Annotated in this window: 18 protein-coding genes; 5 read left to right on the top strand and 13 right to left on the bottom strand. The window is 72.4% G+C overall.

The window, feature by feature from the left end; all coding sequences use genetic code 11:
* The first annotated feature begins 86 nt into the window (after positions 1-86).
* Positions 87-899 carry a slipin family protein gene (locus KRR39_RS02195; RefSeq protein ID WP_216940365.1) on the top strand — a complete coding sequence of 271 codons (813 nt, stop codon included), beginning with the start codon at positions 87-89 and terminating at the stop codon, positions 897-899.
* On the opposite strand, the gene KRR39_RS02190 is transcribed toward KRR39_RS02195, so the two are convergent.
* The 6 genes from KRR39_RS02190 to KRR39_RS02165 form a co-directional block, all read right to left on the bottom strand.
* Complete coding sequence (locus KRR39_RS02190) at positions 888-1,847, bottom strand: patatin-like phospholipase family protein (RefSeq protein WP_216940363.1); 960 nt, start codon at positions 1,845-1,847, stop codon at positions 888-890. The genes KRR39_RS02195 and KRR39_RS02190 overlap by 12 nt on opposite strands.
* Complete coding sequence (locus tag KRR39_RS02185) at positions 1,762-2,301, bottom strand: class II glutamine amidotransferase (RefSeq protein WP_216940361.1); 540 nt, start codon at positions 2,299-2,301, stop codon at positions 1,762-1,764. The genes KRR39_RS02190 and KRR39_RS02185 overlap by 86 nt, the downstream gene beginning before the upstream one ends.
* A gap of 34 nt (positions 2,302-2,335) precedes the next feature.
* Positions 2,336-2,704: a class II glutamine amidotransferase gene (locus KRR39_RS02180; protein WP_496113268.1), complete on the bottom strand. Its 369-nt coding sequence runs from the start codon at positions 2,702-2,704 to the stop codon at positions 2,336-2,338.
* 24 nt (positions 2,705-2,728) lie between these two features.
* Positions 2,729-3,445, bottom strand: coding sequence for a hypothetical protein (locus KRR39_RS02175; RefSeq protein ID WP_216940357.1), 717 nt, complete (start codon positions 3,443-3,445; stop codon positions 2,729-2,731).
* Positions 3,446-3,726: 281 nt separating this feature from the next.
* Positions 3,727-4,863, bottom strand: coding sequence for an amidohydrolase family protein (locus KRR39_RS02170; protein WP_436972020.1), 1,137 nt, complete (start codon positions 4,861-4,863; stop codon positions 3,727-3,729).
* Positions 4,864-4,871: 8 nt separating this feature from the next.
* Positions 4,872-6,248, bottom strand: coding sequence for a type I glutamate--ammonia ligase (locus KRR39_RS02165; RefSeq protein WP_216940354.1), 1,377 nt, complete (start codon positions 6,246-6,248; stop codon positions 4,872-4,874).
* A 1,408-nt stretch (positions 6,249-7,656) separates the two neighbouring features.
* Between KRR39_RS02165 and KRR39_RS02160 the strand changes: the two genes are divergently transcribed.
* On the top strand, positions 7,657-8,082 hold the full coding sequence (locus tag KRR39_RS02160; RefSeq protein ID WP_216940352.1) for a hypothetical protein: 426 nt from the start codon (positions 7,657-7,659) through the stop codon (positions 8,080-8,082).
* A 168-nt stretch (positions 8,083-8,250) separates the two neighbouring features.
* Positions 8,251-9,624, top strand: coding sequence for a glycosyltransferase 87 family protein (locus KRR39_RS02155; protein ID WP_216940351.1), 1,374 nt, complete (start codon positions 8,251-8,253; stop codon positions 9,622-9,624).
* A 42-nt stretch (positions 9,625-9,666) separates the two neighbouring features.
* On the opposite strand, the gene KRR39_RS02150 is transcribed toward KRR39_RS02155, so the two are convergent.
* Positions 9,667-10,137: a VOC family protein gene (locus KRR39_RS02150; RefSeq protein WP_254185463.1), complete on the bottom strand. Its 471-nt coding sequence runs from the start codon at positions 10,135-10,137 to the stop codon at positions 9,667-9,669.
* Between the two features lie 253 nt (positions 10,138-10,390).
* Between KRR39_RS02150 and KRR39_RS02145 the strand changes: the two genes are divergently transcribed.
* Positions 10,391-11,233 (top strand): sigma-70 family RNA polymerase sigma factor, encoded by an 843-nt coding sequence (locus tag KRR39_RS02145; RefSeq protein WP_216940338.1) that lies wholly within the window; start codon positions 10,391-10,393, stop codon positions 11,231-11,233.
* Here the strand turns inward: KRR39_RS02145 and KRR39_RS02140 are convergent.
* A complete protein-coding gene (locus tag KRR39_RS02140; RefSeq protein ID WP_254185462.1) occupies positions 11,206-11,844 on the bottom strand; it encodes a DUF899 domain-containing protein in 639 nt (212 codons plus the stop codon). The genes KRR39_RS02145 and KRR39_RS02140 overlap by 28 nt on opposite strands.
* Before the next feature lie 210 nt (positions 11,845-12,054).
* On the opposite strand from KRR39_RS02140, the gene KRR39_RS02135 reads away from it, so the two are divergent.
* Positions 12,055-12,564, top strand: a complete 510-nt coding sequence (locus KRR39_RS02135; RefSeq protein ID WP_216940334.1) for a DinB family protein — start codon at positions 12,055-12,057, stop codon at positions 12,562-12,564.
* A gap of 27 nt (positions 12,565-12,591) precedes the next feature.
* On the opposite strand, the gene KRR39_RS02130 is transcribed toward KRR39_RS02135, so the two are convergent.
* The 5 genes from KRR39_RS02130 to KRR39_RS24165 all read right to left on the bottom strand — a co-directional run bounded on the left by KRR39_RS02130 (position 12,592) and on the right by KRR39_RS24165 (position 16,722).
* Positions 12,592-13,335: a DUF1684 domain-containing protein gene (locus tag KRR39_RS02130; RefSeq protein ID WP_254185461.1), complete on the bottom strand. Its 744-nt coding sequence runs from the start codon at positions 13,333-13,335 to the stop codon at positions 12,592-12,594.
* Positions 13,316-13,849 carry a copper chaperone PCu(A)C domain-containing protein gene (locus KRR39_RS02125; RefSeq protein ID WP_216940332.1) on the bottom strand — a complete coding sequence of 178 codons (534 nt, stop codon included), beginning with the start codon at positions 13,847-13,849 and terminating at the stop codon, positions 13,316-13,318. The genes KRR39_RS02130 and KRR39_RS02125 overlap by 20 nt, the downstream gene beginning before the upstream one ends.
* A gap of 246 nt (positions 13,850-14,095) precedes the next feature.
* A complete protein-coding gene (locus KRR39_RS02120; protein WP_216940330.1) occupies positions 14,096-15,526 on the bottom strand; it encodes a putative bifunctional diguanylate cyclase/phosphodiesterase in 1,431 nt (476 codons plus the stop codon).
* 170 nt (positions 15,527-15,696) lie between these two features.
* On the bottom strand, positions 15,697-16,089 hold the full coding sequence (locus tag KRR39_RS24170; protein WP_254185460.1) for an ATP-binding protein: 393 nt from the start codon (positions 16,087-16,089) through the stop codon (positions 15,697-15,699).
* A 162-nt stretch (positions 16,090-16,251) separates the two neighbouring features.
* A complete protein-coding gene (locus tag KRR39_RS24165) occupies positions 16,252-16,722 on the bottom strand; it encodes a cation:proton antiporter domain-containing protein (RefSeq protein ID WP_254185459.1) in 471 nt (156 codons plus the stop codon).
* Between the last annotated feature and the right edge of the window lies 1 nt (position 16,723).

Below are 16,723 nucleotides of genomic sequence, written 5' to 3'. Positions count from 1 at the left end.
ATCCCGCGGTGGTGAGAAGCGGGCCGGGTCGCCCCGTCCGACCGGCGTACGCTCGTAGCGAGGCTCGTCTCGTCACCGGAGTCGTCATGGACATCGTCTGGTACCTGCTGGCGGCGCTGGCCGTCGTCGCGGGTGTGGTCTGGGTCGCGAGTGCGCGCGTGGTCCAGCAGGTCGAGCGTGGCGTGGTGTTCCGCCTGGGGCGGGCCCAGCCGCAGCCGAGACAGCCGGGCTTCACCGCGCTGGTTCCGCTCGTGGACCGGATGAAACGGGTCAACATGCAGGTGGTGACCATGCCGGTCCCGGCCCAGGACGGCATCACCCGCGACAACGTGACCGTCCGCGTCGACGCCGTCGTCTACTACCGGGTGATCGACCCGATCAGTGCGGTCGTGGAGGTGCAGGACTACGGGTACGCGATCGCCCAGGTGGCGCAGACCTCGCTGCGCTCGATCATCGGCAAGAGCGAGCTGGACGACCTGCTCTCCAACCGGGAGCAGCTCAACCAGGGCCTCGAGGTGATGCTCGACAGCCCGGCCGCGCCCTGGGGCATCGAGATCGACCGTGTCGAGATCAAGGACGTCGCGCTGCCCGAGTCGATGAAGCGGTCGATGTCCCGGCAGGCGGAGGCCGAGCGCGAACGCCGGTCCCGGATCATCACCGCCGACGGCGAGTTCCAGGCGTCCCAGCGGCTGTCCGAGGCAGCGACCGTGATGGCCCGGACCCCGGCCGCCCTTCAGCTGCGGCTGCTGCAGACGATGGTGGAGGTGGCCGCCGAGAAGAACTCGACGCTCGTGCTGCCGTTCCCGGTCGAGATGCTGCGGTACTTCGACGCCCTCGCCTCGGGCACGCCGGCCACGGCGCCGCCCGACGACGCCCGGCGCACGGAGTCATCCCCGTAGCAGCTGCTGGACCTCCGGCGAGGCCGCGTGCGCGCCGGCGGCGAGGAAGGACGCCTGCACGATCTGGGCGACGCGGGCGTTGCTCATGAAGTCGTTGCCCATCAGCTCCTGCTCAGCGGCCCCGGGCTGGAAGACGACCACGGACGTGCCCTGGGCCCGGAGCGCCCGGGCCTCCCTCCGGAGCAGCCGGGCCGCGTGCCAGCGGGTGGTGCCGTAGGGGTCCCTGGGCAGGCCGCTGGGACCGGACATGGGCGACACGACGATGACCAGCTCCAGCGACCGCTTCCACAGGGTGGCCGCGTTGGTGGGCGAGTGCGCGCCTCCGTCGACGTACCCGTGGCCGTCGATCGGGACGGGAGCGAAGTAGCCGGGTACGGCGCAGGACGCCGCCACCGCGCGGCTCAGCGGCACGTCCGGGGCACCGGGCCGTCCGAACACCACCCGCCGGCCGTCTCGGCGGCGCACCGCGCAGACCCACAGGTCCCGGTCCGGCCAGCCCTCACCCTCCACCTGGCGCAGCGACCGCAGGTGCTCGGTGACGTCGGTCCGGCCCGGTGCCAGCAGGGCCAGCGCGGCGGTCATCGGACGGAACGACCAGGGCCGCATGAGCGCGTGCTGCACCATGTGACGTCCGGGCAGGGACGGTGGCCGACGGATCAGGTCCCGGGGCCGGAACGGCTCGAAGCGTGGGGTCTCCGTCCCGAACAGGTCCTCGAGCACCTGCCCCTCGGTGGACAGCGGCGCGCGCACGGTCCAGGCGGCCAGCTCCGCCGCGGGGACCCCGCTGCGCAGCAGGGACGCGGTGATCGAGCCGGAGGAGGTGCCGACGATGACCTCGGAGTCGCGGGGGTCCCAACGAAGGTCATTCTCCAGGGCCGCAAGGACTCCTGCGTGGTAGGCCTGGCCCACCACACCGCCCGCGCCCAGAACGAGTCCGATGCGCCGCACCCGGCCAGCCTAGGACCGCACGGGGGGAGCTGACGTGCGTGGGCGAGAACTCCCGGAGCTCCTCGCGGCCACCGCGGACGACGACGCACGTGGACTCGGGCACCTCACGCCACGCGCCGCGCAGGTCCCCGAGCGGCTCGGACACCACGAGCCGGGCGTCGTCGGAGAGCTCGTGCAGGACCGGGTTGTCTGGATACTGGGCACGCAGCGTGGAGACGTCGGTGCTGTGGAACAGCGAGCGTGACCTCCCCTCGCTGGAGTAGCGGAACGCCCACAGGGTGTCCCCCTCGGTGGTCGCCACCGTCATCTGGATCGGGTGCTCCGTGCCGTGCCGCCGCCCGGTCTCCTCGATGAGTCCGACGGCTCGAGCCACCGCGTCCGGCGGATCCTCCTCGAGCCCGAACGTGAGGGCGAGGAAGAAGAAGATCTCGGAGTCGGTCGAGCCCTCGATCAACGGATAGAGCGCGGGGTCGACGGCCAGGGCCAGGTCACGCTTCCACGGCCAGGAAGTCTGCGATCGCCCCGTTGTGCATCCAGAGCCAGCGGCCGTGCCGGAACGGGTGGCAGTTGGTCTGCTGGACCGCCGAGCCGCTGGAGGCGCGGATGTGGGCGAACACGCGACCCGCGGAGGCGTGGGCGGCGAGCTCCCGCAGGTTGCGGTCGTTCCACGCCGGTTCGGTGCTGTGGTAGACGCCTGGCGTCTCCTGGGCGCCGTACCAGCCGACGCCGAAGCCGTCACCGTTGACGGCCTCCACCCCCAGCCGCGAGTGCATGCTCTGCACCACGAGAGAGTTCTCGGCTTGAACAGGAGGTCGTGCACCAGCACCGGCGAACCGGTGTATGCCAGCCAACGACACATGGCCACCTCACTTCCGGGCCCGTCAGGACGACGGGTGACCTCCGGGGTTGCTGACCTGGAGGGACAGCAGCCTCCCGAGCAGCCACACCATGCCCGCCTGCCAGGCGACGACGAGGAGCAGGACCACCGGCCACCAGCGCGCGACGGTGCCTGCGATGGCGTCATGGGGCAGCACGAACAGGGCGTACATCGGCAGCACGAGCGCGCACCACAGCGCAACGGTTCCCGCCCGGTAGCCGCGGCTGCGGTCCCGGGGCGGGCGGATGCCGAGTGCGCTCACGTCGTCGGGCGGGTAGTGCCTCAGCATCCGCCTCGTCGAGTCGTACACGACGGTGCCCGGGTACCGCGCCGCGAGCATGGTGCGGGCGCGGCGCGCCGCCCTGGGGTTCGTGCGCACCATCGCCGGCAGGGCGACGGCGTCGATGTGCGCCGCGGCCGCCCGGAAGCCCCGGTCACCTAGGATGCATCGCCCCTGTGCCGCGACCACCGCGTTGGCCCGACCGAGGGCGACCGTCGCACTGCCCGGGAGGTACCAGCCGTACAGACCGCACCGACAGGCAGCGGCAGGGGCGGCGTGGCCGTCGGCCCCGTCGCAGGCGGCGCGCTCCAGCGGACTGCCCCAGGGGCCGAACTCCGTGTGCACCAACGGGTACAGCCCGTCGTGACGCAGCTCGAACTGACGGAAGCCGCGCAACTGGCCCGGCACCAGGTCGGGCAGCGGGCGACGTTCCTGCGTCACTGGCCCGCCGGAGCCGGTTCCGGCGCGGGCGTGGGCTGCGGCTGGTCGCGACGCCGGGCCGGTTGCGCCGGCGCGACCTCCGGAACCGGCTCGAACTCGACCTCTCGGCGTTCCGTCCCGATGTTTCCCATGATCTCTCCGCGTCGTGCGTGCGGTGGCGGTACGTCGCCCGTGCCGCCACCTGGTCACTCCATCGTGAGCGCGGCGCGGGCGCTTGTCGAGAGCCGGGTGGCCGGCCCGGAAAGGGCCGTCGCTGCGGCGAGGACCGCGTCCGGCGTTGTTCAGGACGGTTCGAGGTGATAGGTCCGGCGCGCGTTGTCGTGCGCCACCAGCCGGGCGATCCGGCGTGCGTCGTCGGCGGTCATCGCGTCGTCGGCCAGCCACTCGTCGAGCACCCGTGCGAGCGCCCTCCGGAAGAGCACGGCGCCGAGATGGTGGAGCTCGGCCAGGGCGAACCCGTCAGAGGCGTAGAGCAGCGACCCGAACGGCGCGAGCTCGAGCGTCTCGGCGAGCACGGCCGGGCCGCGCGGACCGACGTGGTTGACCGCGAGGCTGACGTCGACCAGCACCTGCGGGAACACGTTCGCGAGGTAGGCGGCCTGCCGGTGGTAGGGGTAGCAGTGCAGCAGCACGACCGGCCCGGTCGCCGGCGGCAGCGCGCGCAGGAACGGGGTCAGCAGGGACGGGTCGGCGCGGTGCAGGGTGAGGTCGGGGTCGCCGTACCCGGTGTGCACCTGCAGCGGCAGGCCCAGGGACAGGCTGGTGTGCACGGCGTGCGCGACCAGCGTCGGGTCGTCCAGCCGGTACCGATCCTTCCACTCGCAGTCCGTGAGCCAACGATCCGCGGCACGTCTGACGTCAGCGCTGGAGGGCGGATCAGCCGGGAGCTCGAGCCCGACCCGGTAGGCCGCGACGGTCTTGAACGCCACCGACCGGGCCGCTCGGTCGGCCAGCGCGTCGGCGACCGCGGGACCGAGAGCGGCCGCCTCCACGCCGCTCGCCGCCAACTCCTCGACGACGGCCTCGATCCGGGTCACCTCGTGCACCCGGCCGCCGGAGAGGCCGGCCAGCTCCGCCGGTTCGCAGAGGCCGGGATGCCGCAGCCCGGTGTCGACCAGCAGGTCGCTGGTGCGGCAGGCTCCCAGCAGCAGCCGGGCGGCCTCCCGCGGGCCGAGCTCGGCACGCCGCGTGAGGTACGCGTCCGGGTCCGCGTGTGCCTCCAGCCCCAGCACCGGCGCGCACCACCGGCGGACTGCCAGACCGACCTGGGTGTCGAACTGGCTGGTCCCCGCGGGTCCCGGCTCGTGCGCCTCCGTGAGCAGCAGCTCGAAGCCCGCGCGGTCCAGCGGCTCCAGCACGACCGGGTGGCAGTGCTGGTCGACCAGGGGCAGGTCGGCTGTCTCGTCCACGATGCCCATGCGACGACCTAGTAGCGCCAGCGGGTCGCCGCGACGACGTGCTCGGGCGAGGAGTCGGCGAAGTGCGCGGCCTCGGCGCGACGTACGGCGGTGAACGCGTCGTACAGGTAGTCGCCCATCGCGTTCTTCAGGAGGTCGTTCTCGTCGAGGCACGCGAGGGCCGCGGCCACGGTCTCCGGCAGCCGTTGGACGCCGAGCCGCTGCAGCTCTGCCGGGTCGAGGGCGTCGGGGTCACCGCCGACCTCCTCGGGAAGGGTCAGCCCCTTGTCCAGCGAGGCGACACCGACCGTCAGGATCGCGCCGACCGCCAGGTAGGGGTTCGCGCTGGCGTCGAGGCACTTCACCTCTGCGTTGGCGGCTGCGTGCGTCTCCCCCGTCGAGCCGGTGACCAGCCGGAGGGCGGCCTCGCGGTTCTCCCGCCCCCAGCAGCGGTACGCACCCGCCCAGCGGGACGGCACCAGCCGCAGGTGGCTGCCCACGCTCGGGGCGAGGACGGCGGTGAGCGCGGGCATCGCCTCGAGAACGCCGGCGAGGAACGACTCGCCCTCCCCGGTCATTCCGTGCCGGCCGTAACCACCGTCGAGCAGGTTGACCCCGCCGTGACGCAGCGACAGGTGCAGGTGCTGGCCGTTGCCGACCGATCCGGCCACCACGACCGGGGCGAACGAGGCCTGCAGGCCGTGCCGGTGGGACACGGCCCGCACCGTCTCGCGCACGAGCAGCACCTGGTCCGCGGCACCCACCGGGTCGAGCGGTCGGGCCGAGAGCTCGAACTGCCCGGCGGCGTACTCCGGGTGCAGCTGCAGCACGTCCACCGACTCCGCCGCGAGGGCGGTCAGGACGTCGTGGCAGTAGTCCGACAGCTCGACCAGCCGCGTCATGCCGTACGCGGGGCCGCTGCACGCCGGACGGAGCTCGCCGTCCACGTCGGTCCCCACCACCCACTCGACCTCGAAGCCCATCTTGACCTCGAGTCCGTCGTCGGCCGCCTCCGCCGCCGCCCGTCGGGCGAAGCCACGCTGGCACCCGGGATGCTGCTCGCCGTCCTGGGTGTACCGGTCCACCGGCGCCCACGCCCAACCGGGCTGCGCCGCCAGGCTCACGAGGCGGTCGAGGTCCGGGTACAGCCGCAGGTCTCCCCCGGGCCCACCTGCGAGCCGGCCGGACGTGATGCTGTCATCGACGCAGAACACGTCGAACACGGGCGACATGCCGACGCCCCAGGCACTGGCGCGCGGCAGCCCCGCCAGCGGCACGGTCTTCACCCGGGTGACGCCGGCGTTGTCGACGTAGCTCAGCGCGACCCCGTCGACCCCGTCCTCGGCCAGGGCGGCCACGCGCGCGTGCGCGCTGCGCTCCTGCTTCTCACGCCACTTCGTGTCCAAGGCTCACCCCTGGCTCAGGCTAGAGCTGCGTCCACGACCCGTCCACCAGGCGCCGACCACGGTGGCCGTGACCACGCGTCGCGGCCCACGGCGCATCCCGTTCAGGCAGTTGGCAGGCTGTGCGAGCGATAGTGGACACGGGTCTCGATGGTCGTCGCCCACTCGCTCGACGGGGTCACTGTCATGGTGGAACGGAGCCTGCTGACAGCTCGGCGCACCCGCGAGCGGTGGGCGGCCTCCGGACTCGTGCTCGCCGTCGCCGGGGCCGCGTTCGCCGTGCGACTGTGGATCGCGGTGCGCGGCGGCGGCGTCGGTGGCACCTACGGGTACGACGACGGCGTGTACTACGCAGCCTCGGTCTCGTTCCTGTGGGGGCGGCTCCCCTACCGCGACTTCGTGCTGCTGCACCCGCCCGGCGTGATGCTGGCGCTGACGCCGTTCGCGCTGGTGGGGCGGCTCACCCGCGACCACGTGGGTCTCGAGACGGCCCGCGTGGCCTGGATGCTCGTCGGGGCGCTGAACGCGACCCTGGTCTTCTGGATCTGCCGCCGGTGCGGTCTGTGGGCAGCGACCGCGGGCGGGCTGTTCTATGCCGTGTGGACCCCCGTGGCCCTCACGGAGACGAACACCCGCCTGGAGCCCCTCGTCTCGCTCGGACTGCTGGTCGCGGTCAGCCTGCTGTCCCGGCAGCCGGGGCCTCCGTCGCGGCGCGTGCTGCTCTGGGTGGGGGTCGCCCTCGCTCTGTCGGTCAGCGTCAAGATCTGGGCGGTGGCCCCCGCCGCGCTGGTGCTGCTGTGGGTCTGGCGCCGCGCCGGCGCGCAGGCCGCGGGGTGGACCGTGCTGGGCGGGCTGCTGGCGGGAACCCTCGTGGACGGGCCCTTCCTGCTCGCGGCACCCGCGCAGATGGTCCGCATGGTCGTCCGCGACCAGATCGGCCGCGGACGGACCCCGATGGGCACGGCGGCCCGGCTCGGGCACGTCTTCCTGCCGTGGGCCACGCCGCCTCCCCACTGGTCGCCGGGGCCGGCGACCTGGATCCTCGGCGGCTGCGCAGCGGTCGTGGTCTGCCTCGCCTGCGCGGGCAGCGGACCCGGCCGGTTCGCGCTCAGCCTCCTCGGCGTGCAGGTGCTCGTGCTCCTGCTGAGTCCCTCGTTCTTCGACTACTACAGCGCCTTCGCCGCTCCCGGCCTGGCGCTGGTGGTGGCACAGCTGGTCCGCCGGCCTGGCAGCCCGTCGGGTCCGGGTGCGACGTCGCGGGCACCGCTGGCGATGCGGCCCGGCGCCGTCCCGTTGCTCGCCGCGGGCCCCCTGCTGGCCGTGTGCACGTGCCTGATCGTCGACTCGGTCGTGGTGGACGGCTCCCCGTTCCCCGCGACGGCACTGGCGCGGACCGCTGCCGCTGCTCGGTGTGCGACCGCCGACTCCCCCCGATGCCCTGATCCTGACCGACCTGCTCTCGCGCGACCTGCGACGCGGCTGCCAGGTGCCCGTCGACCTCAGGGGTCTCACCTACGACCGGGACGCGCTGCCTCACCGGCCCGACGGCACCGCGGTCTCGCGCAGCCACAACGTGCGCTGGCAGCACGATCTCGGGTCCTACCTGCTCTCCGGCCAGGCGATCTTCGTGCTGCGTCCGCGCGGCGACGGCAGCTACGGGACCGCCGTACGGCGCCTGCAGTCGTTGCCGGCCCTGGAGGCCGGCACCTCGTTCGCCCTGCTCGGCAACGGCTCCGCGTCGCAACCCGAGCAGCCCGACACCGGGGACGTTCCTGCGGACCCGGGACCGGGCGAGTCGAGTCAGGTGGCAGCCACCCAGTCGAGGAGCCGTCCGTGAGCGAGCGAAGCGCGCGTGGGGCGACGTGGACGCTCGTCTGCCTGGCGATGCTCGCCGCGGCGTCGACCCGGGCCCTGGTCATCGCGCACAGCGGCGGGTTGAGCGGCCTGGTCGGCTACGACCAGGGGGGTCTACTTCTCCGCGGCAGAGGCGGTGACGTTCGGGCGGATGCCCTACCGGGACTTCGTCTTCCTGCACCCGCCGGGGATCATCGTGGCGCTCGCCCCGTGGGGCCTGGTGAGCAAGCTGACCCACGACACGCTCGGGCTCGAGCTCGCGCGCGTGCTCACGGTGCTCGTCGGAGCGGTCGATGCCGGTCTGGTCGTGCTCGCCGCCCGACGCTTCAGCCTGGTCGGGGCTGCGGCGGGTGGCCTGCTCTACGCCGTCTGGCGTCCGGCGGTGATGGCGGAGACGCAACCGCGGCTGGAGCCCTACCTGAGCCTGGGGCTGCTGATCGCCCTCGCCGTCCTCTCCCGGCACCGCGGGCCGCTGTCCCGGTGGGCCCTGGTGGTGGCCGGGGCCGGCCTCGGCTTCGCCCTCACCGTGAAGATCTGGGCCGCCGTGCCGGTGCTGGTGGTCCTGCTCTGGTGCACCGGGCGGTGGGGCGCCCGGGCAGCGGCGCACGTGCTCGCCGCGCTGGCGCTCACCGGCACGGCGATCTGCCTCCCGTTCCTGCTGGCTGCCCGCGGGGCCATGGTCGCGATGGTGATCGGTGACCAGCTGGGCCGGCCGCGGACCCCTCCGACCGTCTGGGACCGGCTGGCAGGCGGGCTCGCCCTGTACGCCCACGGGGAGATGCACACCGGGTCGCGCGGCGTGGTGCTGGTCGCCGCCGCCGTCGTGGCTCCCCTGCTGGTGTGGACCTGGCTGACCCTCAGACCCGGCCGACCGTTCACGGTCCTGCTCGTCGCCCAGCTGCTGGTGCTGGTGGCGAGCCCCTCGTTCTACACCTTCTACCCGGCGTACGTCGCGCCTGCCATCGCCCTCACCGCGGCCGCCGCGGTCACGGCGGTCGCCGTCCGCGCTCCCCACACCCGCGTCGTGGTCCGCTCGTTGCACGTCACCGCCGTCGTCGTGCTGGCGCTGCTGATCGGGGGCGCCCTCGGAAGCACCGCCCGACTGGACAGCACCACCGAGACGGGACACACCTTCCCCGCGGCCCTGCGCAGCTCCGTGGCGGGAGCCCGGTGCGTCAGCAGCGACTCCGTCGGTGCGCTGGTCCTCCTGGACGCCTTCGGCAACGACCTGCGGCACGGGTGCCCCGAGCTCGTCGACCCGGCCGGACTGCTCTACGGCCGGGACAAGGCCGTGCCCCTCGCCGACGGGACGGTGCGGTCCCGCAGCCACAACGCGAGGTGGCAGCGGGACATGATGCGCTACCTGCGGTCCGGCCAGGTCGAGGTGCTCGTCCGACGCTACGCGGACGGTTTCGGCAGCAGCGAGAACCGGCGCCTGCGCGGGTTGCGCCTGGTCGCGACCGAAGGGGGCAACCAGGTCTTCGTCGACCACCACACAGTCCCCTCGGCAGGCGGTCGGAGCTGAGGGGCGTACCAGGCCCTCCGGTCCGTGGCCTCACCCGCTCGATCAGACCCTGCCGGGGATGCGCTCGGTGACCTCCTGGAGGACCCACTGGTTGCCGTCCGGGTCCGAGAAGGTCGCTTGGCTGACGTACGAGCCGCCCTCCGGATCGCGGCCGGGCTCAGGAGGCTGCCCAGGGGCGCCGTGCCAGATCTCGCTCACGTCGATGCCGCGGTCCACCAGTTCTGCGCGGGACGCCTCGATGTCCTCGACGATCAGCAACAGGTGCTGCAGCGGTCCCGCGCCCGGCGGCGAGAACTGGATCGATGCCGGCGAGCCAGGCGGTGTGAACTGCACGCCGCGGATCTGCTCGGTGAACTGGAGATCGATGTCGAGACGCCACCCGAGGCGCTGGTAGAAGGACTTCGCGCGGTCGAAGTCGGTGACCGGCAGGGGCGTGACCTCGAACTTCATGGGGATGGTCGCCAGGTCCTGATCCTCCGGCGGGGACGGGATGGTCATGTGTGCGGTGCTCATGGCTGCTCCTTGGCGTCGACAGAGGCTGTGCAGCGACCCGGCGGTGTCGGCGGTCGGGACGCTGCTCGCACCTCACGACTGAGACGGCGACTACTGGACTCCGAGGCCAATAAGCCGGAACGGGCCGCGCTCAAGGGACGGCGGCGCCGGACTGGGCCGGAGGGTTCCCCCACCTGCACGGTGATGGAACCATCGGAGAGTCTCGGGCAGGGGTAACTGTCGGCACACCATCGGCTCAGGCAGGCAATGCGTCGTGACTGTTCCTGTACACCTCACCTCCCGGCAGGAGCGCGATCTCGTGGTCGCGACCGAGGCCGGGGATGCCGAGGCCTGCCGGCGCCTGGTGGACGCCTTCCTTCCGGCTATCTCCGCGCAGGCCCGCCACTTCCCGATCGGGGACGGGGTCCTCCGCGAGGAGCTGCTTCAGGAGGGCGTGGTCGGGCTGCTCTCGGCGGCTCGTCGGTACGACGCCACCAGGAACGTCCCGTTCTGGGCGTACGCGTCGTTCTGGGTCCGCAAGGCCATGCAGCGGCTCGTCGCGGAGCTGACCCGCCCCGTCGCCTTGTCCGACCGGGCCGCTCGGGACCTCGCCGCGCTGGTCACGGCCCGCAGCGAGCACCTCCAGGCCCGTGGAGCCGAGCCGACCAGCGACGAGCTGGTTCGGGCGACGGGACTGTCCCGACCGCATCTGGAACACCTGGAGCTCGCCGCGCGTACGCCGCGAAGCCTGGATCAGCCCGGCCTGACCGGGGACGCCGAGGGAGCCGCCGCTCTGCGCGACCAGCTCCCCGACGGTGCTGCCGAGCTGGCATTCGAGACGGTGCTCGACGCGCTGGAACGGCACGACGTGCTCGAGCTGACGGAGCGACTCGGTGATCGCGAACGTGTCGTCGTCCGCGCCCACTACGGCATAGGGGTGCCACAGCAGACCCTGCGCCAGATCGGCGACAGGCTCGGGGTCACCGCTGAGCGGGCACGTCAGATCGAGGTGAGCGCGCTGGGACACCTGAGGAACGTCCTGGCGGACACTCGCGACCTCGACGTCCCTGCACCCCGCGGTGCGCCGGGCTACGCCTCTGGTCCGTACGCATCGTGATAGTTCCACCACTGGTAGGGCGGGCTCTGGGGATAGCCCTCGGGGGAGTCCTCCCACGCCTCTTGGCGTCCGAGCGCGGTGATGTCGAGGTAGCTCCACGTGCTGCCCATCGCCTCGTCGCCACGAGCGTTGAGGAAGTAGGTGCAGAACACCTGATCGCCGTCCCGGATGAAGGCGTTGGTGCCGTGCCACTCGTCCACTCCGAAGTCGGCGTCGAAGTCGTCGGTCAGTGTGTACCAAGGGATCAGCTGCCAGCCGTTGCGCGCCTTGAGGTGCTCGATGTCCGACTGCGGGGCTCGCGAGACGAACGCCAGAGCGGTGTCACGGGCGTTCAGGTGCGCCGGGTGCGCGACCTGGTCGGCCACGAGTGAGCAGCCCACGCAGGCACGGTCCGGGTAGGACCCGCCCTCGGCGAAGGTGGTGATGTCCGGCGCGTAGAAGGCGCGGTAGACGATCAGCTGGCGGCGGCCCTGGAACAGGTCCAGCAGACGTGCCGCCCCGTTCGGTCCCTCGAAGCGGTAGTCCTTCTCCACGAGCATCCACGGCATGCGCCGGCGTTCGGCCGCCAGCGCGTCGCGCGCCCGGGTGAGCTGCTTCTCCTTCAGGAGCATGCGCTCCCATGCCTCTTGCCATTCCTGGGGGAGACGACCGCAGGTGTCTGCATGAACCCTTCCTCCTTCCACCACGGGCCGGCAGCCGAGTGGCAGGACCCGTGGCACGAGACGGCCCAACAGCACTCTACGTTCGCGCGGCCGGCGAGAGAGGGCGCTGCGCGGCAACCCGATGCTGGCCGGACGCACCTCGTTGGGTTGACTACCCGGGTGGACATCAACGCGGAACAGACCACGAAGAGTGAGCTCCTGGAATGGCTCGACGCCCAGCGGGCGCATGTCGCAGAGCAGGTCAGGGCGTTGCCTGCCGAGGCTCGTCGTCGGTCACACGTGCCCTCCGGCTGGACCCCGAGAGGTCTCCTCCGGCACTTGACCCTCGATGTGGAGCGAGTGTGGTTCCGCGCGGTCATGGCGGGCGAGCCCGTGGAGCTCCCCCAGGGGTACGACGGCTGGACGGCACCGGAGACCCAGAGCGACGAAGAGCTTCTCGAGCAGTACGCGGACGAGTGCCGGCTGGCGACGGCGGCCGTCAGCGACCTGCCGCTGGACACGCGGCCGGCCTGGTGGTTCGAAGGCGGCGGGAACCCTCCCTACTCCTCGCTACGAGAGGTCTTGCTCCACGTGATCGTCGAGACCGCGACCCACGCGGGCCACCTGGACGTGTGCCGTGAGCTGGTGGACGGTGGGCAGCGCCTCGTTCTCGACGAGCCCGCGACCTGAGCACTTCGCTGGGCGGCTCGGGGGGCGTCACCCCAGCCGCGCGGGGATCCTCTCCCCCGCCTCGACCGCGAACGGCAGCGTGTTGCCCGCCGGGGGCAGCGGGCAGGTGGCGAAGTCGGTGTAGGCGCACGGCATGTTGTGGGCCCGGTTGAAGTCGATCCACACCTCGCCGTCCGGCGAGGGCGCCGCGGTGACCAGCTGCCGGTTCGCCGGGTACGTCGTCACGCCGGACGTCGCATCGCGGAACAGGATCCAGAGGCCGTCGTCGCCGTCCCAGGCAACCAGCCTGTGCTCGGTGCCGTCATGGTCGAAGACGACCTCGCCGACCGCGTCGGCGGTCGGCTCGGCATAGGGGACGAAGCGGGCCGCGACCACCCAGGACGGGTCGGCCGGGTAGCAGGGCGTGCCGGCGTACGTCCGCAGGTTCGGGGAGTCCGGGTGGCGCGGGCGCACGATCACGCGGCCGCCGCGGTCGGCGACCTGCGCGACGGCACCGTCGAAGGTGACCGTGAGGCCGGCGCCGTCGAGGGGGCCGAGATGGTGGATCCCCTTGGTCAGCATGGCCTCCTCCGTCGCGAGGCTCTCGTCGTCGACGAGGGTGACCGTGGCGCCGCCGGCGTCGCCGGTCCACTCGCCCGGCACGTCGTCGAACCTCTCGGGCTCGTCGGTCAGCCAGTGGATCGCGGTGATCGCCATCCACCCCGCCGGATCGCGCAGCCGTCGCTCCCGGGCGTCGTGCCATGCCTGCCAGTCATCCGAGAAGTCGCTCACCCGCGCATCGTTCCACGCGGGTCCGGGACGGTGCCGCCCGCACCGGCGCCGAGGCGTCCAGGTGATCCGCGCCCAGGGGACCGAGGGTCACCTGCAGGGCGATCGGTGCCGAGCGGCTGAACAGCAACCTGATCGACACCCAGCGGCCGGCCTCGACGGCGCGACGGAAGCCGTCGAGCCGCACGCCGGCGCTTCGCCCTCGTTGCAGGTTCACCGAGGCGTACGGCGGGATCGGGATGCGACCCACGTCCCGGCCGCCCAGTCGCAGCTGCACGTGCGCCGCGAACGGGGCCCGGACACCCACCAGGGCGTCACGCGCCCCGTACTCGTTGGAGATGCTGAGCCGCAGGTTCGCACCGCCTCCCGCGGCCACGCCGTGCGGGGCCTCGATCCAGACGTCGTCCACGTCCAGGGTGGCGTTGCGCGCGTCGACGCCGCCTTGGGGCACGTAGGGTCCGGTCGTCTGGGTGGCGTAGGCGCAACCGGAGGCCAGGACGAGCACCAGAACCAGCACACCTCCCAGACCACCGACGCGCCGGAGGTCGTGGCGTGAGGCGGGGCGTCGGTTCACGGTGCCGCCCTCGCTGTGCCGTCCGACCACAGCACCGTCATCGTGCACCCTCCTCCTGGAGTGCCGGCCCCCTCCGTCGACCATCTCGCCTGTCGTACCCGCGGTCAACGGCGCCCTCCGAACGTCCCGGGGTCCCGTGGACCGGAGGCCGGCGCGCCAAGGAGACGACCGGCCGCGCTGAAGGCGTGGTCAGGCGTCGACCGACTGCGAGCGGAGCACGCGGTCGATGACCTCGGCGGCCGCGGGGCGCTGGAACAGGTAGCCCTGGACGACCGAACAGCCGAGCTGGCGCAGTCGGTCGTGCTGGGCCTGCGTCTCCACTCCCTCCGCGACGACGGTCAGGTCCAGGGCCCGGCCCAGCGCCACGATCGAGCAGGTCACCGCGGTGTCGGTCGGGTCCTGGTCGAGCCCGGCGATGAAGGAACCGTCGATCTTGATCTCGTCGAAGGTGAACCTCCGCAGGTAGTCCAGGGACGCGTACCCGGTGCCGAAGTCGTCGACCGCGAGACCGACGCCCACCTCCCGCAGCGCCACCAGGTCACCGGCAACGTCGTCGACGCGGGTCGCGAGCTGCCGCTCGGTGACCTCGATCCCCAGCCGCGACGCCGGCAGGCCGACCTGCGTCAGCTGCGCCTCCACGAGCCCGGCGAGGTGCTGCTGTCCGAGCTGGTTGCAGGAGACGTTCACCCACATCACCGGCGCCCGCGACCCCAGGGCCCGGTGCCACCGCGAGGCCTGGGCGATCGCCGTACCGATCACCCAGTCACCGATCGGCACGACGAGGTGAGGTCCCTCAGCCACGTCCAGGAACTCGACCGGTGTGAGGAGCCCCCGCCGGGGATGCTGCCAACGCAGCAGCGCCTCCACCCCGACGATCGCACCGGTCGCCAGGTCGTACATCGGTTGGTAGTGCAGCAGCAGCTCGTTGTGCGCGAGTGCGTCCCGAAGCTCCACCACCATCGGGTGCTGGTGCAGCGTGGCCAGCCTGCGCTGCGCCAGGTCGGCTACGTGTGCGGTGGACACCAGGACCGCACCGGACGCGGCCTGGGTATCGGCGCTCGAGCCCGCCACCACGTGCGCGGAAGTCTCCGCGCTGCCGGCTGCCAGGTCGACGATCGCCGCTGCGGTCGCCGCAGCCATCGCAGCCTCGTCGGCCGCCACCGCGACCGCCTGGGCGACCTTGGCCGCCGCGTCGGCGGTTGCCTTCACCTGGGCGATGACCTCCGCGGCGACCGTCGCGGCGACCGCAGCGGCCGCTCGGTTGGCACCGTCCGGGTCCACGTCGTCGGACAGCTCGGCCGCGATCGTCTCCAGCGCCACCACCGCCTGCGCCGCGGTCTCCAGCGCACGGGAGATGGCGTCGGACTCGACCGCGACGGCTGCCTGCGCCGCGACCTCGGCCGCGGCCCGAGCGGCCGCGGCCACCGTGGCGGCCGTCGCCAGCTTCGCCGTGGAGGCGACCTCGCTGGCGGAGGAGACGGCTTCCTGAGCGGCGAGCGTCGTGTCGGCAGCCGAGAGGGCCACCACGTGCGCGTCGTCCGCGGCTCTGGTCGCCGCGTCCGCGGCCGCCACGATCTCGTGCGCGCGCTCGTCGTCGTCGCCGCTACGGCGTGTCGGCACTACGCGCGTTTCCGCACAACGTGCTTCACAGATGCACCTCGTTCGCCTCGCAGGGAGCCGCGGTTCCCGGGACACCCGTCACTATTCCTTGCTCACGTCCGCCCCGATCTCGAACGCGCCAATCTTCGTAAACCGGTCTGGACGACCAGAAACGCGACTCGACGCCGCTCTTACGGCAGCTCGAACTCGGCCCACACCGACTTGCCGCCGCCCGCCTGCGTGTCCACCCCCCAGTCCCGGCTCAGCAGGTTCACGATCGAGAGGCCACGACCGCTGACCGCGCCTGGCTCGGCGAACACCGCCTGGCACGGCCCGGTCCACGAGCCGTCCTCGACCTCGAGCAGCAACGTGTCCTCGAACGCGTGCAGCGACACCGTGAAACGGGTCCCGGCGTGCAGCACCGCGTTGGTGGCGAGCTCACTGACGACCAGCTCGACGCTGTCGCTCAGGTGCGCGAGCCCGTGCACGGACAGGTGCCGGCGAACGAATCCCCGCGACCTCGACGCACTGGCGAGCTCGGCGGTCAGCTCGACCTCGTACGACCACAGCGTGCGCGTTCCCATGAGCCCCCCGGCCGGGTTGAGCGCACGCCGCTACGGCCAACGTCAGTGCGGGGTCTGGGCATCGACGGCCGTATCCGGCCACAGTACGTCCCCTTTCGGTATTCGTCCCGATGCTGGGGGTTCGGACCGTGGCCCCAGCGACATCCGGGCGACGATCTGGAGTCACCGGGTCTGACGTTGCTTCCCTCGCTGGAGCTGGTCGGCCCGCTGGGCCCGGAGCAGGGCGAGGGCAGCAGCCGGGAACAGCATCACCGACAGGAGACCAGCGCAGACCAGCGCCGCTGCGGTGACGGCGCTCATGAGGCCGGTCAGGACGCCGATCTGGGTCGCGGTGACGATGAACGGCAACGACGTCGCCTGGAGCAGGCCGGCCGCGGCCACCGAGCGACGGTCGAACTGCCGACCGAAGAGCATGGCCGGTAGTCCGCGGACGACCAGCAGCGCGAGCACGAAGATCGGGACCCGGCCGAGGGCCGACGGGTTCTCCAGGAGGCCGCTCAGGTCGAGCCGGAGCCCACTGGTCACGAAGAACACCGGGATGAGGAAGCCGTAACCGATCGCCTCGAGCTTCACCCGGAAGTTCGGGTGCGCCCGGGAGTCCTTGTCGAGCAGCCCCACCACGGCGCCGGCCATG

Source organism: Nocardioides panacis (assembly GCF_019039255.1).
GTDB classification, from domain to species: domain Bacteria; phylum Actinomycetota; class Actinomycetes; order Propionibacteriales; family Nocardioidaceae; genus Nocardioides_B; species Nocardioides_B panacis.
The sequence above is the reverse complement of the archived record's forward strand: the minus strand, read 5'-3'. Positions and strand labels throughout refer to the sequence as shown.